Source organism: Pantoea sp. Tr-811, from assembly GCF_011752535.1.
Taxonomy (GTDB): domain Bacteria; phylum Pseudomonadota; class Gammaproteobacteria; order Pseudomonadales; family Pseudomonadaceae; genus Aquipseudomonas.
This window is the reverse complement of record NZ_VWXJ01000011.1, coordinates 177,210-190,966: the sequence shown is the minus strand read 5'-3', so window position 1 is coordinate 190,966 and position 13,757 is coordinate 177,210. Positions and strand designations below refer to the sequence as shown.

Below are 13,757 nucleotides of genomic sequence, written 5' to 3'. Positions count from 1 at the left end.
GTCAGTGCTCCACCGTGATGGCTTCGAATTGGCTGTCGTGCATCACTTCCTCGACCGAGCGGCCGGCCCGGACGGCATCCACCATGCCGGCTTGGCGCCGGTCAATACGTTCGGCCAGATCGAGCACCTTCTCGATGGCGTCGGCCGGGACAAAAACGGTGCCGCATTCGTCGGCGATGACGTAGTCGCCCTCCTCAACCTCAACGCCGGCCATGCGAACGCCAACAGCCGCGTCAATCTGAATGAGCCGGTTACGTGCGCTGATCATGGTCACGCCGCGACCGAATACCGGGTAGCCGATATCGGCGCTGCCGCGGATGTCACGGCTGAAGCCATCGATGATCGAGCCGCGGATGCCTTTGCGCTGAGCTGCGTTGGCCAGGATGTCGCCCCAACTGGAGATGCCGTCAGCGCCACCGGCAATCACCAGCACGCGGTCGTCGCTGGTGATCTGCTCCACGACCGGGGTAATCAGGTGAGCGATGGGCGCCGCGTCCTGCTTTGGCCCCAACTGCACAGTACTGGCGCGGCCAACAATCTTCGGGCAGTTCCAGAGCGGCATCAGGCCGTTGGTGGCGCCAGGAAGCTGGAGGAAATCGAGCGCGTCCGACACCGTGTTAGTATCGAGCGCAGCCAGGCGATCAAGCGGGGCGTTCAAGCTCATGGGTTGCAGGCCTCTGGTAAGTGAGGCTTTGAGTATCTGCGCCGATATTTGATACGTATATTACCAATAACCTAAGCTATCCATACTACAAACCTATGGAATAGCGCTGTGATCAACTTTCGTTTGATACGCCACCTCTGGTTGTTCCTGGCCGTTGCCGAGGACCAGAACTTCAGCCGTGCGGCCAAGCGCCTGGGCATGTCGCAGCCACCGTTGACCGAGCAAATCCAAGCGCTCGAACACTCCCTTCGCGTTCAACTGTTCACCCGCTCTCGCCGTGGCGCTCAACTCACCGCCGCCGGCGCTGCAATTCTCCCTGCAGTGCGAAAATTTGCCGATCAACTGGAACGGCTGGAGTTGGCGGTTCACGAGGCCGTGGCCGGGCACTCTGGCGTGCTGACCATCGGGGCGATCACATCGGCCATGATCGATGTGCTGCCGCAGCTGATCGAGCGCTTCAAGCAGGACCACCCGTTGATCACGGTTTCGGTTCGAGAGATCGATAGTGCGGAGGCGATTCCGGCGCTTGAGGCCGGCGATATCGATATTGCATTCGCACGCCTGGAAGGCAACTTGGGCCGGCACCTGCAGTCGATGGCACTGTCAGAAGACCGCCTGGCGGTCGCGATGCCCAAGGATCATCCTTTGGCCGCCCGTGAAGCCATCGACCTGAAGGCGCTTGCCGATGAAACGCTGGTGATGGCGTCCAGAGACGTAAGCCCTGTGTATTTCGATTACCTGGCAGGGCTCTGCAAAGCCAGCGGCTTCGCGCCGCGCATCGTGCATCAGGTGCGCTCTGTTTCATCGCAGGTGGCGTTCGTCAGTTGCGGCCAGGGCATCGCCTTGGTGCCGACCTCGATGAACAAACTGGCGCCGGAAAATGTGCTGGTGCGGCCTTTGCAGCCGGAAGTGAAGGTTGTCACTACCGCCATGGCGTGGCATGGCGTCAACGGTAACCCGCTGGTGGAGGCGATGATCGATCAGGCCAAGCAGGTTTTTCCATCATAGGCTGGCCATATGACTGCGTTCGCAGCTTCGTATTTTACAAAATGCCGGGCTGGACCGACATTGCGGCCTCTGTAAAAGGAGCTCCCACCGTGGCACACCCTGCTCGCTTCACTTACGAGAAATTGCCGTTGAACATCGATGGCGTGTTGCTGGACCTGGCAGTGCTCCATCGGTCCGGTCCCAAGGCACCCATCCTCTTCCTGCATGGGTTCGGTTCAACCAAGGAAGACTATGCCGACATCACCCTGCAACCCGCATTCGAAGGGCACCCCTTCATTGCCTACGATGCGCCTGGTTGCGGTGAAACCGAATGCAGCGATCTCGCTCGCATCAACATCCCGTTAATGGTGAAGACAGCCCTGGCCGTACTTGCACATTTTGGCGTCGACAGATTCCATCTGGTCGGTCACTCCATGGGGGGCCTGACCGGGCTGATGCTAGCTGACGCCTCTGCAGAGCGCGTGTTGAGTTTCGTCGACATCGAGGGCAACATCGCGCCTGAGGATTGCTTCCTCAGCCGACAGATCTTTGAGCACAAATGCGAGGATGATGCACGCTTCCTGCGCGACTTCATCGAGCGCACCCGGCTTGCCGCCGACCCTGCCAGCGCGCTTTATGCGGCGAGCCTTGCGCACAAAGTCCGTACCGGGGCGGTCCGTGGCATCTTCGAGTCCATGGTCGAGCTATCGGACAACGGCGGCCTGATGGAGAAATTCCTGGCGCTGCCTTTCCCGCGCCAGTACATGTACGGCATCACCAACGCCCACCTTTCCTACCTCGGCGACATCGCTGCCAAAGGGGTGCAACTGGCATGCATCCCCGATTGTGGCCACTTCCCGATGTATTCCAACCCGGCGCTGATGTGGCAGCACATCAAGGCACTGCAAGCCCAGGTCTGAGATGAACGAAGATGGCTTCAGGCAACGCATCATACAGTTGCCCGAAGCTTGCAGATGTCAGTTACTGGCGGACGTATAGTCCGGGCGCGAGCGCCTCCAGGCCAGCGCCGCCCCTGGTAGGAGCGAGCGCAGCTCGCGATGGGGCGCGCAGCGGCCCCAGGGTTTCAGCCTCGCGGCTCATAGTGCTGGGGCTGCTTTGCAGCCCATCGCGAGCTGCGCTCGCTCCTACCGGGTCCTGTGGGAGCTGGCTTGTCGTGAAGTGAACAGCATTAGCCATAACGCTGTTTTTCGGAAGGAGCACATCTGTACTCCAAGCATGTACAAAACCCACGCAATCTCGACAATGCCCAAGCTCAGCACGTCGTGCACTAAGGGCCATTGTTCCCACAGTGGGCCGATTCCCTGCTTAACTCACTCCTACCACTGCAGGAGCTGACACAATGAGAGCACTGACCTATCACGGCGCCAAAGATGTTCGAGTGGATACCGTCGCCGATCCCATCCTCGAACAATCCGACGATATCATTCTCAGGGTCACCGCCACCGCCATCTGTGGTTCTGACCTTCATCTGTACCACGGCAGGGTTCCAGAAACCGAAGCGGGTGATATCTTCGGCCACGAGTTCATGGGCATTGTCGAGGACGTTGGCGCGGATGTAACCAACGTTAAAGTTGGCGACCGCGTGGTCATCCCGTTTGTCATTGCCTGTGGCAGTTGCTTCTTCTGCCAGCACGACCTGTTCGCGGCCTGCGAAACCACCAACACCGGGCCCGGCGCCGTCATCCACAAAAAAGGCATCCCACCTGGCGCAGCGCTGTTTGGCTACAGCCATTTGTATGGGGGTATTCCTGGTGGGCAAGCGGATTACGTCCGGGTGCCCAAAGCCAATGTCGGGCCCTTCAAAGTGCCAACTACCCTGGCTGACGACAAAGTGCTGTTCCTCTCCGACATCCTTCCCACCGCGTGGCAAGCCGTCACCAATGCTGAGGTCGGCAAAGGGTCATCGGTGGCCATCTATGGCGCCGGGCCAGTGGGGCTGCTGAGCGCCGCCTGCGCACGGATGCTGGGTGCGAGCATCATCATCATGGTGGACAACAGCGACCATCGGCTGGCCTACGCCCGGGACGCTTATGGCGTCATCCCGATCCACTTCGAAAAGGATGATGACCCCGCCGACAGCATCATTCGCCACACACCCGGTATGCGTGGTGTGGATGCGGTGATCGATGCGGTCGGGTTCGAAGCCAAAGGCAGCGCCACGGATTCGCTGATGACCGCCTTGAAACTGGAAGGCAGCAGTGGCAAGGCCCTGCGCCAGAGCATAGCGGCGGTACGCCGTGGCGGCGTGGTCAGCGTGCCTGGGGTCTATGCGGGGTTCGTACACGGCTTTAGTTTCGGCGAAGCCTTCGACAAGGGCCTGACCTTCAAGATGGGCCAAACCCATGTTCAGAAGTACCTTCCCGAGCTGCTTGAGCATATCGAAGCTGGGCGCCTGCAGCCCGAGCTGATTGTCACCCACCGCCTTGCGCTAGAGGACGCAGCCAAGGGTTACAAGATGTTCGATCAGAAAACCGACAATTGTCGGAAAGTGATCCTTACGCCCGGGGCAGCATCAGGAACACTGGGCTCAGCCACCGACCGATAGCGGGTACAGAGTGATACACGGCGAGCCATTCCCGACATAACCCGGATAACCGCCGTTGTCACCATGGCGCCTCGAAACGCGGCAACTTCCCGTATGCCGCGTTGCCATTTCGGAGCCCGCCATGAACCGCCAAGTCAAACCTGCCAGCCTGCAAGGCTGGCCACTGTTCACCCTGTTGTCCCTGCTGGTACTGCTCGTCACCTCACTGGCCCTGTGGGCCCAGCCACATTGGGTGGACGCCCTGCGCAGCGCAATCCGAACCACAGCCCGCACGTCGTTCATCCTGTTCCTGGCCACCTTCCTCGCGTCGTCCGTTGCCGCCCTGGTGCCCACTGACTTCACCCGCAACCTGCTGCGCAACCGCCGCTTCCTGGGCCTGGCCTTTGCCTTTTCCCACGCGGTGCATGCGCTGCTGATCCTTCTCTATGTACAGTTGTTTCCCGAAACCTTCTGGCAGGGCCGCACGGCAGCTGCGAACATTCCCGGCTCAATTGGCTACCTGTTCATCATCCTGCTGACCCTCACCTCCTTCCCAGGCGCCATGAAACTGCTCGGCGCGCGTGCCTGGAAGGGGCTGCACAGCACCGGAACCTGGGTGATTGCGGGCATTTTCATACTGTCGCTGTACAAGCGGATCCCGATGGGTTCCTGGTATCCGCTGGGCTTTGCGCTGATGGTCAGCGCCGTACTCTTCAAGCTCACTGCGAAGCTGGCCAAACACAACGCCTCACTGGTTGGCCCGCAGCCTGATCCCCATGTAGCTCAGCGCAGAGCCGATCCCCGCAGCGGCAATCACCATGCACATCGGCCGCGGTGAATCATGGGCCAGGCTTCCCACCCAGGCACTGAACGCGGCGCCCAGGGCGAATTGGGCCGACACCGCAAGCCCAGCTGCAGCGCCTGCGTTTGCAGGGAAGCGCTTGAGCAAGCTGGCCACACAGTTCGCCCCCATCAGCCCCGTGACGCTGACGTACAGGATCACCAACCCGACGATGCCCCAGAGCGTCACCGACTCGCGGCTGCCAAGCACCAGCAGGCCCACGGCGGACAACCCCGCGAACAGTGCCCCGACGCCCAGCATGCGCAGGGCGCCGAGCCGGCTGACCAAGCGGGCGTTGGCCACGGTCATGATGATGACGCCGCCAATGTTCAGGGCGAACAACCAACCATAGCCATGGGGCGAGACGCCAAAGTAGCCGATGTAAACGTAGGGGGACGCCGTTATGAAGGCGAACATGCCACCAAACGAAAGCCCCATGCACAGAATGTAGGCGATGGCCGTCGGGTCGCTCGCGATGCGCCAGTAACCCATCAGCGCAGCAACGAGCGACTGGCTGCGATTGTCGGGGTGATGCGTCTCGCGGATGCTGAACACACAGGCGAGCAGGCAGATGGCCGCGAACCCGAACAGCGCGGCAAATATCACCCGCCAACCCTCGATCAGCATCAGGAAGCTACCGGCCAGCGGCGCCACGAGCGTAGCGAGCATGGTAACCAGATGCATCAAGGACAAGGTTTTCGCAGCGTCGCCCAGGGAGAACAGGTCCCTGACGATGGTACGCGCCAGCACCGAAGCTGCAGCCCCGCCCAGCGCCTGAAGGAAGCGCCAGGCGATCAGTTGCTCCACGGAGCCTGCCAGCATGCAACCCACCGACGCCACCAGGTACAGCACCATGCCCCCCAGCAGCAAGGGCTTGCGCCCGTAACGGTCCGACAGTGGGCCGTAGAACAGCATGCCAATGCATAGCCCCGCCAGGAACACGCCAATGGTCATCTGCACGCTGGCCGCACTGGCGTTCAAGTCCTCGGCAATGGATGGCAGGCTGGGCAGGTAGGTGTCTATCGATAACGGTGCAAATGCCACCAGGGCGGCCAGCACAATTATCAGGCGTCGCGGGTTGTCCAGCATGTGTGCTCCACTGCGAGTTCAAGGTCGAGGAAAACGATAACATCTTAACGTTATGCGGGCACTTACTGCCTGCAGGCACCGTGACCCTAAGGCTCGATGCGCTTGAGGTCGTTGAGCAAGGCGATGAGCTGTTCCATTTTTTCCTGGCCGAATTGCGCGTGGATCCGCTGGTAGTTTTTCTCCATGTCACCGCTCATGGCCGCAAACAGCGCCTGCCCGCGCTCACTCAAACTCACGAAGACCCGGCGCTGGTCCTGCTGGGATTTCTGCCGCAGCACGATGCCATCGCGCTCCAGCCGGCTGAGCACACCGCTCATGCTGGGTTTCAGGATGCAGGCCTGTTGCGCCAGTTGATGGCTCTCCAACTCGCCCTGCTGGCTGAGAATCCGAATCACCCGCCATTGCTGTTCGGTGAGGTCATGCTCATTGAGCGATGGCCTGAAAAATGCCATCGCAGCTTCCCTGGCCTGCAGAAGTGTCAATGTCAGTGAAGGTCTAGTTTTAGCCATGATCCAACCATGTCAATTAAACGAAACGGCAGCTGGGAAGCATGCCGCCGTAGGTTTGGCGAAGGCCCTGCCAGCGTGGGCAGAACCCATGAAAAGTACAATTTCTCCCACGGAAACCTCATTTGCCAGCGCCGGCGAAGCTGCGACCATCGGGCTACAACAATCAAGATGGCCGGAGCCCTTCAACCGTGTCCAGATCAACTCAGCCCCGCGTGGCGCTGCCGATAGTCGCCAGGCGTCAAGCCGGCATAGCGCTGGAAGAACCGGCTGAAATAAGCCGGGTCCTTGAAGCCAAGCTGGTAGCAGACTTCGTTTGCCGAACTGCCACTGAACAGCAGCAGCCGTTTGGCTTCCTGCATCAGCCGCTCCTGGATCAGGCGCTTGGAAGGCAGGTCGGCAATGCGCCGGCACACATCGTTGAGCCTCGGCTCGGTCACACCAATGCCCGCCGCGTAGCGAGACAACGGCCAGTGCTCCCGGTAGTGCGCCTCGATCAGCTCGTTGAAGCGGTGGAATATCTTCAGGTCCTCGCGCCGCGCCGGGGTCGCTTTCGCGGAATGGGAGCACAGCCGCAGAAGGCTGATCATGATCAGCCGGGTCAGGTTCTCCAGCGCCGCGCCGCGCCCCACTCGCTGCTCGGCAATCTCATAGCTCAGTTCTTCGAACAACAGCTCAACGCGCCGCGCCTCGGCCTGGTAGATCGGCGCAAGGCCAGACAACGCCACGCAGGCCGGCGCCACCTGAAGCCCCGACGCCACCAGGCTGCCGTCGGCCTCAAGCAATTGCCAGACCAGCTGCTGGCGCACGGTCAGCACATGCCCGTCGCTGTCGGCCTCGGTGACGAAGGAATGCGCGACCGTCGGCGGCGTCAGGAAAAACATCGGGCCGGCCTCGATGTACTGCTGGTCATCCAGGTACACCCGCACGGTGCCGGTCTTCACGTAATGAACCTGGAAAAACCGGTCGTGCCGGTGAACCGGCATGTTGCGCCCGAAGAACCCGGCCAGGTTGCCCAGGCGGTCGTAATGAACCTCGCTGTCGCTGTAGCGCTGGTCGTAGACCTGGCCAATGTTGATATTCGGGATGGGTTGCCGATCGCTCATCAAGGCGTACTCATTGTTGTCATCGTCCAAGCGGGCCGCCCGGCCTATGTTGCACCGGCCAGAACAGCAGCGCCACGCATGAGTGCTTGACGATCGTTAACATATTAAATATAACGTTAACACATTAACGAATTGCCGGTAAGGCTTTTCCGCCCTACCACTGCCAGGAGAGAAGCATGAGCCATGCCTTGCATGACGCTGCGAACGGCACCTTGTTTGGCGTTGCGCTGAACTACAACGGTCTGCTGCAGCAACGTCTCACCGAATTTGAACAGCCACCTTACAAACAGGCGCCGGTCAAGCCGGTGCTGTTCATCAAGACCCCGAACACCCGTAACGCCCATGGCGCCGATGTCATCCAGCCTGCCGGCGAGCGCCTGCAACCCGGCCCTGCGCTGGGCGTGGTGATCGGCAAGGACGCCAGCCGGGTGAGCGCCGCCGAGGCCCTGGCCCATGTGGCCGGCTACACCATCGTCAACGAATACAGCCTGCCCGAAGACAGCTACTACCGCCCTGCCGTCAAGGCCAAGTGCCGCGACGGGTTCTGCGCGATCGGGCCAGAACTGGTCCCCGCCGATGCAGTGAAAGACCCTCATCAGTTGACCTTGAAGCTCTACGTCAACGGCAACGTCGTGCAAGAAAACACCACGGCCAACTTCGTGCGCAGCATCCCGCAACTGATCGCCGAGCTGAGCGAGTTCATGACCCTGCACGCCGGTGACGTGCTGATCACAGGCACCCCCGAGGGCCGTGTCGATGTGCAGCCTGGCGACTTCGTCGAGGTGGAGATCACCGGCTTGGGCCGTTTGGCAAATACCATCGTGGCTGACACAGAGGGCCAAGCATGAAACACGCGCGCATTCGCTATGAGGGCAGCGTCCAGGCTGTCACCGTCGAAGACAACAGTGCCGTTCGCCTCAACGACGGCCGGCTTGTCGCCGCCGACCAGGTCGAGTGGCTGCCACCTGCCAACGGCAGCATGTTCGCCCTGGGCCTGAACTACGCCGACCACGCCCGGGAACTGGCCTTCGCACCGCCCACCGAGCCCCTGGCCTTTATCAAGTCGCCGGGCACCTACACCGGCCACAACCAGGTTACCTGGCGCCCGGACAACGTCGAATACATGCACTACGAGTGCGAGCTGGTGGCCGTCATCGGCAAGCCGGCCAAGAACGTCAAGCGTGAAAACGCCCTGGACTACGTCGCCGGCTACACCGTGTGCAACGACTACGCCATCCGCGACTACCTGGAAAACTACTACCGCCCCAACCTGCGGGTAAAAAACCGCGACGCCACCACCCCGGTCGGCCCATGGATCGTCGACGCCGCCGATGTGCCGGACGTCAGCAACCTGAAGCTGCGGACCTGGATCAACGGTGAGCTGAAGCAGGAAGGCACCACCGCGGACATGATCTTCGACATCCCGCACCTGATCGAATACTTCTCAAGCTTCATGACCCTGCAACCGGGCGACATGATCGCCACCGGCACCCCAGAGGGCCTGGCCGACGTGGTGCCGGGCGATGAAGTGGTGGTGGAAGTGGAAGGTGTCGGCCGCCTGGTCAACCGTATCGTCAGCGAAGCTGACTTCTTCAAGAACAACAAGGCATGAGCAGCATGATCAAGCATTGGATCAACGGCCGTGAGGTCGAAAGCAAAGACACCTTCGTCAACTACAACCCGGCCACCGGCGATGCCATCTGCGAAGTCGCCAGCGGCGGCGCCGAGGAAGTCGCCCAGGCCGTGGCTGCGGCCAAGGAAGCCTTCCCCAAGTGGGCCAACACCCCCGCCAAGGAACGCGCCCGCCTGATGCGCAAACTGGGTGAGCTGATCGACCAGAACGTGCCGAAGCTGGCCGAACTGGAAACCCTCGACACCGGCCTGCCGATCCACCAGACCAAGAACGTGTTGATTCCGCGCGCCTCGCACAACTTCGACTTCTTCGCCGAAGTGTGCACCCGCATGGACGGCCACAGCTACCCGGTCGACGACCAGATGCTCAACTACACCCTGTACCAGCCGGTGGGCGTGTGTGGCCTGGTATCGCCGTGGAACGTGCCGTTCATGACCGCCACCTGGAAGACCGCGCCGTGCCTGGCCCTGGGCAACACCGCGGTACTGAAGATGAGTGAGCTGTCGCCGCTGACCGCCAACGAACTGGGCCGCCTGGCGGTCGAGGCCGGCATTCCCAATGGCGTGCTCAACGTGATCCAGGGCTACGGCGCCACCGCTGGCGACGCCTTGGTGCGCCACCCGGATGTACGCGCGATCTCCTTCACCGGCGGCACCGCCACCGGGCGCAAGATCATGCAGACCGCAGGCCTGAAGAAATACTCGATGGAGCTGGGCGGCAAGTCGCCGGTGCTGATCTTCGAAGATGCCGACCTCGATCGCGCCCTGGACGCTGCGCTGTTCACCATTTTCTCGCTCAATGGCGAGCGCTGCACCGCCGGTAGCCGCATCTTCATCCAGGAAAGCGTGTACCCGCAGTTCGTCGCCGAATTCGCCGCCCGCGCCAAGCGCCTGATCGTCGGTGATCCGACCGACCCGAAGACTCAAGTAGGCTCGATGATCACCCAGGCGCACTACGACAAGGTCACCGGCTACATCAAGATCGGCATCGAGGAAGGCGCGCGCCTGGTTGCCGGCGGCCTGGAGCGCCCTGCCAACCTGCCGGCGCACCTGGCCAAGGGGCAGTTCATCCAGCCCACCGTGTTCGCCGACGTGAACAACAAGATGCGCATTGCCCAGGAAGAAATCTTCGGCCCGGTGGTGTGCCTGATTCCGTTCAAGGACGAAGCCGAGGCGCTGCAACTGGCCAACGACACCGAGTACGGCCTGGCCTCGTACATCTGGACCCAGGACATCGGCAAGGCCCACCGCCTGGCCCGTGGCATCGAGGCCGGCATGGTGTTCATCAACAGCCAGAACGTGCGCGACCTGCGCCAGCCGTTCGGCGGCGTGAAAGGCTCGGGCACCGGCCGCGAGGGTGGGCAATACAGCTTCGAAGTGTTCGCCGAAATCAAGAACGTGTGCATTTCCATGGGCAGCCACCATATCCCGCGCTGGGGCGTGTAAAGGCCGCTCTCATGGAAAAATCATAAATTAAAGGGAATTTCTGTAGGAGCGGGCTTGCCCCGCGAATCGGGCGACGCGGTGCGTGGCACCGGCTTTGCCGGTGTTCGCGGGGCAAGCCCGCTCCTACAGAGATCGCGGCAACATCCCCGCTCCTACACGATAACAACAACGTCTTAACGGAGGCTTCCATGGGCAAAGTCGCACTTGCCGCCAAGATCACCCATGTACCGTCCATGTACCTGTCCGAACTGCCTGGCCCACGCCAGGGCTTTCGCCAGGCAGCCATCGACGGCCATTACGAGATCAGCCGCCGCTGCCGTGAGCTGGGCGTAGACACCATCGTCGTGTTCGACACCCACTGGTTGGTCAATGCCAACTACCACATCCTCTGTGGCGAACACTTCCAGGGGGTGTACACCTCCAACGAGCTGCCGCACTTCATCAGCAACATGCAGTACGAATTCCCCGGCAACAAGGAACTGGGCCTGATCCTGGCCGAGGCATGCAACCGCCTGAACGTCGAGACCATGGCCCACCACGCCACCACGCTCGGCCCGGAATACGGCACCCTGGTGCCCATGCGCTACATGAACCAAGACCAGCACTTCAAGGTGGTTTCGGTATCGGCGCTGTGCACCTCGCACTACCTGGCCGACAGTGCCCGCCTCGGCTGGGCCATGCGCAAGGCCGTGGAAGACCACTACGACGGCACCGTGGCGTTCCTTGCCAGCGGCTCGCTGTCGCACCGTTTCGCCCAGAACGGCCAGGCCCCGGACTTCGCCACCAAGGTGTGGAGCCCGTTCCTGGAAACCCTCGATCACCGCGTGGTGAAGATGTGGGAAAACGCCGAGTGGGCAGACTTCTGCGCCATGCTCCCCGAGTACGCCTCCAAGGGGCATGGCGAAGGCTTCATGCACGACACGGCGATGCTGCTCGGCACCCTCGGTTGGTCGAACTATGACGGCAAGGCCGAGGTCGTGACCCCCTACTTCGGCTCGTCGGGAACTGGCCAGATCAACGCCATCTTCCCGGTCACCCCCCAGGACGGTTCGGCGATCCCGCAAGCGCAGGCGGCCAATCCGGCCGCCGTGGCGTCCACCAGCCGCCTGTAACCCACCCGTTCGCAACTGGCCATCCCCGCGATGGCCGGGTGCTTCTCGCTGAGGATGCCCTCATGCCACACCTGGTTCTGCTCTACACCCCCGACCTGGAAACCGATGCCGACATTCCCGGCCTATGCCGCGCACTGGCCGACACCATGCTGGAACAGCGCGACGGCCAAGGCCACGCCGTGTTCCCAACAGGCGGCACCCGCGTGCTGGCCTACCCCGCCGCGCATTGCGCAGTGGCCGACGGCAAGGGCGAATACGGTTTCCTGTACGCCAACCTGCGCATGGGTACCGGCCGCAGCGCAGAGGTGCACAAGGCGGTAGGCGACAGCCTGCTGGCGGTGCTCAAGGCCCGCCTCGACCCGCTGCTGCAGCAACGCCCGATCGGCATCACCGTGCAGATCGACCACAGCACCGCCCAGGTCTACGACGCCAAGCACAGCACGCTGCACCCGCTGTTCAACCGCTAGCCCTCGGCACGCCCCGACTCATTACAGAACAAGTACAAAAACATGAGCACACTCGACCACGCCTCACCCAACGAGGCCCCTGTTGACCGGGCCGAAAGCACCCACCGAGCAGTTACCTGGCGGCTGATGCCGCTGCTGCTGGTGTGCTACCTGTTCGCCCACCTGGACCGCATCAACATCGGCTTTGCCAAGATGCAGATGAGCCAGGACCTGCAGCTGTCAGACACCGTCTACGGCCTTGGCGCCGGGCTGTTCTTCATCGCCTATGCCCTGTTTGGCGTACCCAGCAACCTGATGCTCGACCGGGTTGGCCCACGCCGCTGGATCGCTTGCCTGATGGTGGTCTGGGGCCTGCTGTCGACCGGCATGCTGCTGATTGAAAGCAGCAGCGCCTTCTACCTGCTGCGCTTTGCCCTGGGCGCGGCCGAGGCCGGGTTCTTCCCGGGCATCCTGGTGTACCTCAACCGCTGGTATCCCGCCGGGCGCCGTGCCCAGGTAACCGCACTGTTCGCCATTGCCGTGCCCTTGGCCGGCGTGATTGGCGGGCCCGTGTCGGGCGCTATCCTGGCCTTCATGCACGACACTGGCGGGCTGCGCGGCTGGCAGTGGATGTTCCTGCTCGAAGGCGCACCGGTGGTGCTGCTGGGCCTGGTGGTGCTGGCCGTACTGCCCGAGCGCTTCGAGCACGTCAGCTGGCTGACTGCGCAACAAAAGGCCACCCTGCGTGGCCAGTTCGGTGAGGAAGAACAGCGCAAGCCGCTGACCTCATTCAGCGCCCTGTTTGCCAGCCCCGCCGTATGGCTGCTGGTGGCGGTGTATTGCGCGGTGATGCTGGCCGTGAACACCCTGGCGTTCTGGATGCCCAGCCTGATCCATGGCGCCGGTATCGGCAGTGATGCCAGTGTCGGCCTGCTCAGCGCCCTGCCTTACTTGGCCGGCTGTGTGTTCATGCTGGCCTGCGGGCGCTCCAGTGACCGCCAGCGTGAACGCCGCTGGCACCTGTGCGTGCCCCTGCTGATGGCCGCCGCCGGTATCGCCATTGCCGCCATCGCCCCGCAACAGGCCGTGCCGGTGCTGGCAGGCCTGGTGCTGGCCGGCATGGGCGCCAGCGCCGCCTTGCCGATGTTCTGGCAATTGCCCCCGGCCTTCCTCAGTACCCGCACCCTGGCCGCCGGTATCGCCCTGATCAGTTCGCTGGGCAGCATCGCCTCGTTCTTCACCCCCTACTTCATCGGCTGGGTACGCGACACCACCCACAGCGCAAGCCTGGCGCTGTACGTGCTTGCCGTGTTCATCGCCCTGGGTGGCCTGCTGGTGCTGCGCACCCGGGCTGCCATCGTCAACCCTTGAATCAAGAGACCG

The 13,757-nt window shown here is 62.3% G+C and carries 14 protein-coding genes; 10 read left to right on the top strand and 4 right to left on the bottom strand.

Features of this window, described 5'->3' with window-relative positions; all coding sequences use genetic code 11:
- Position 1: 1 nt before the first annotated feature.
- Positions 2-664 carry an RraA family protein gene (locus tag F3J44_RS17970; RefSeq protein WP_167274598.1) on the bottom strand — a complete coding sequence of 221 codons (663 nt, stop codon included), beginning with the start codon at positions 662-664 and terminating at the stop codon, positions 2-4.
- A 108-nt stretch (positions 665-772) separates the two neighbouring features.
- Between F3J44_RS17970 and F3J44_RS17965 the strand changes: the two genes are divergently transcribed.
- The 4 genes from F3J44_RS17965 to F3J44_RS17950 all read left to right on the top strand — a co-directional run bounded on the left by F3J44_RS17965 (position 773) and on the right by F3J44_RS17950 (position 5,034).
- The gene (locus tag F3J44_RS17965) at positions 773-1,672 is read left to right on the top strand and encodes a LysR family transcriptional regulator (RefSeq protein WP_167274595.1); all 900 of its coding nucleotides are present in this window, start codon (positions 773-775) and stop codon (positions 1,670-1,672) included.
- An 89-nt stretch (positions 1,673-1,761) separates the two neighbouring features.
- Positions 1,762-2,571 (top strand): alpha/beta fold hydrolase, encoded by an 810-nt coding sequence (locus tag F3J44_RS17960; RefSeq protein WP_167274593.1) that lies wholly within the window; start codon positions 1,762-1,764, stop codon positions 2,569-2,571.
- Between the two features lie 440 nt (positions 2,572-3,011).
- The gene (locus F3J44_RS17955; RefSeq protein WP_167274590.1) at positions 3,012-4,217 is read left to right on the top strand and encodes a zinc-dependent alcohol dehydrogenase; all 1,206 of its coding nucleotides are present in this window, start codon (positions 3,012-3,014) and stop codon (positions 4,215-4,217) included.
- 121 nt (positions 4,218-4,338) lie between these two features.
- Positions 4,339-5,034 (top strand): ferric reductase-like transmembrane domain-containing protein, encoded by a 696-nt coding sequence (locus tag F3J44_RS17950; protein ID WP_167274588.1) that lies wholly within the window; start codon positions 4,339-4,341, stop codon positions 5,032-5,034.
- Here F3J44_RS17950 and F3J44_RS17945 read toward each other — a convergent pair.
- The 3 genes from F3J44_RS17945 to hpaA form a co-directional block, all read right to left on the bottom strand.
- On the bottom strand, positions 4,945-6,126 hold the full coding sequence (locus tag F3J44_RS17945; RefSeq protein WP_167274585.1) for a Bcr/CflA family multidrug efflux MFS transporter: 1,182 nt from the start codon (positions 6,124-6,126) through the stop codon (positions 4,945-4,947). The genes F3J44_RS17950 and F3J44_RS17945 overlap by 90 nt on opposite strands.
- Before the next feature lie 86 nt (positions 6,127-6,212).
- Positions 6,213-6,635: a homoprotocatechuate degradation operon regulator HpaR gene (gene hpaR / locus F3J44_RS17940; RefSeq protein WP_167274582.1), complete on the bottom strand. Its 423-nt coding sequence runs from the start codon at positions 6,633-6,635 to the stop codon at positions 6,213-6,215.
- Positions 6,636-6,832: 197 nt separating this feature from the next.
- Positions 6,833-7,738, bottom strand: a complete 906-nt coding sequence (hpaA, locus tag F3J44_RS17935) for a 4-hydroxyphenylacetate catabolism regulatory protein HpaA (RefSeq protein WP_167064346.1) — start codon at positions 7,736-7,738, stop codon at positions 6,833-6,835.
- Between the two features lie 176 nt (positions 7,739-7,914).
- On the opposite strand from hpaA, the gene F3J44_RS17930 reads away from it, so the two are divergent.
- The 6 genes from F3J44_RS17930 (at position 7,915) to F3J44_RS17905 (ending at position 13,745) form a co-directional block, all read left to right on the top strand.
- Positions 7,915-8,586: a fumarylacetoacetate hydrolase family protein gene (locus F3J44_RS17930; RefSeq protein WP_167064349.1), complete on the top strand. Its 672-nt coding sequence runs from the start codon at positions 7,915-7,917 to the stop codon at positions 8,584-8,586.
- Positions 8,583-9,350: a fumarylacetoacetate hydrolase family protein gene (locus F3J44_RS17925; RefSeq protein WP_167064352.1), complete on the top strand. Its 768-nt coding sequence runs from the start codon at positions 8,583-8,585 to the stop codon at positions 9,348-9,350. The genes F3J44_RS17930 and F3J44_RS17925 overlap by 4 nt, the downstream gene beginning before the upstream one ends.
- 5 nt (positions 9,351-9,355) lie before the next feature.
- Positions 9,356-10,816, top strand: coding sequence for a 5-carboxymethyl-2-hydroxymuconate semialdehyde dehydrogenase (gene hpaE / locus F3J44_RS17920; protein WP_167064463.1), 1,461 nt, complete (start codon positions 9,356-9,358; stop codon positions 10,814-10,816).
- A 188-nt stretch (positions 10,817-11,004) separates the two neighbouring features.
- Positions 11,005-11,928: a 3,4-dihydroxyphenylacetate 2,3-dioxygenase gene (gene hpaD, locus F3J44_RS17915; protein ID WP_167064355.1), complete on the top strand. Its 924-nt coding sequence runs from the start codon at positions 11,005-11,007 to the stop codon at positions 11,926-11,928.
- Between the two features lie 62 nt (positions 11,929-11,990).
- Positions 11,991-12,395: a 5-carboxymethyl-2-hydroxymuconate Delta-isomerase gene (locus F3J44_RS17910; RefSeq protein WP_167064358.1), complete on the top strand. Its 405-nt coding sequence runs from the start codon at positions 11,991-11,993 to the stop codon at positions 12,393-12,395.
- Between the two features lie 42 nt (positions 12,396-12,437).
- The gene (locus F3J44_RS17905) at positions 12,438-13,745 is read left to right on the top strand and encodes an MFS transporter (protein ID WP_167274579.1); all 1,308 of its coding nucleotides are present in this window, start codon (positions 12,438-12,440) and stop codon (positions 13,743-13,745) included.
- The last annotated feature ends 12 nt before the right edge of the window (positions 13,746-13,757 follow it).

Excerpts from the sequence above, each read along its gene's own strand:
- F3J44_RS17970 (WP_167274598.1), bottom strand. The coding sequence starts at position 664 with ATGAGCTTGAACGCCCCGCTTGATCGCCTGGCTGCGCTCGATACTAAC.
- F3J44_RS17955 (WP_167274590.1), top strand. The coding sequence starts at position 3,012 with ATGAGAGCACTGACCTATCACGGCGCCAAAGATGTTCGAGTGGATACC.
- F3J44_RS17950 (WP_167274588.1), top strand. The coding sequence starts at position 4,339 with ATGAACCGCCAAGTCAAACCTGCCAGCCTGCAAGGCTGGCCACTGTTC.
- F3J44_RS17945 (WP_167274585.1), bottom strand. The coding sequence starts at position 6,126 with ATGCTGGACAACCCGCGACGCCTGATAATTGTGCTGGCCGCCCTGGTG.
- hpaR (WP_167274582.1), bottom strand. The coding sequence starts at position 6,635 with ATGGCTAAAACTAGACCTTCACTGACATTGACACTTCTGCAGGCCAGG.
- hpaA (WP_167064346.1), bottom strand. The coding sequence starts at position 7,738 with ATGAGCGATCGGCAACCCATCCCGAATATCAACATTGGCCAGGTCTAC.
- F3J44_RS17930 (WP_167064349.1), top strand. The coding sequence starts at position 7,915 with ATGAGCCATGCCTTGCATGACGCTGCGAACGGCACCTTGTTTGGCGTT.
- F3J44_RS17925 (WP_167064352.1), top strand. The coding sequence starts at position 8,583 with ATGAAACACGCGCGCATTCGCTATGAGGGCAGCGTCCAGGCTGTCACC.
- hpaE (WP_167064463.1), top strand. The coding sequence starts at position 9,356 with ATGATCAAGCATTGGATCAACGGCCGTGAGGTCGAAAGCAAAGACACC.
- hpaD (WP_167064355.1), top strand. The coding sequence starts at position 11,005 with ATGGGCAAAGTCGCACTTGCCGCCAAGATCACCCATGTACCGTCCATG.
- F3J44_RS17910 (WP_167064358.1), top strand. The coding sequence starts at position 11,991 with ATGCCACACCTGGTTCTGCTCTACACCCCCGACCTGGAAACCGATGCC.
- F3J44_RS17905 (WP_167274579.1), top strand. The coding sequence starts at position 12,438 with ATGAGCACACTCGACCACGCCTCACCCAACGAGGCCCCTGTTGACCGG.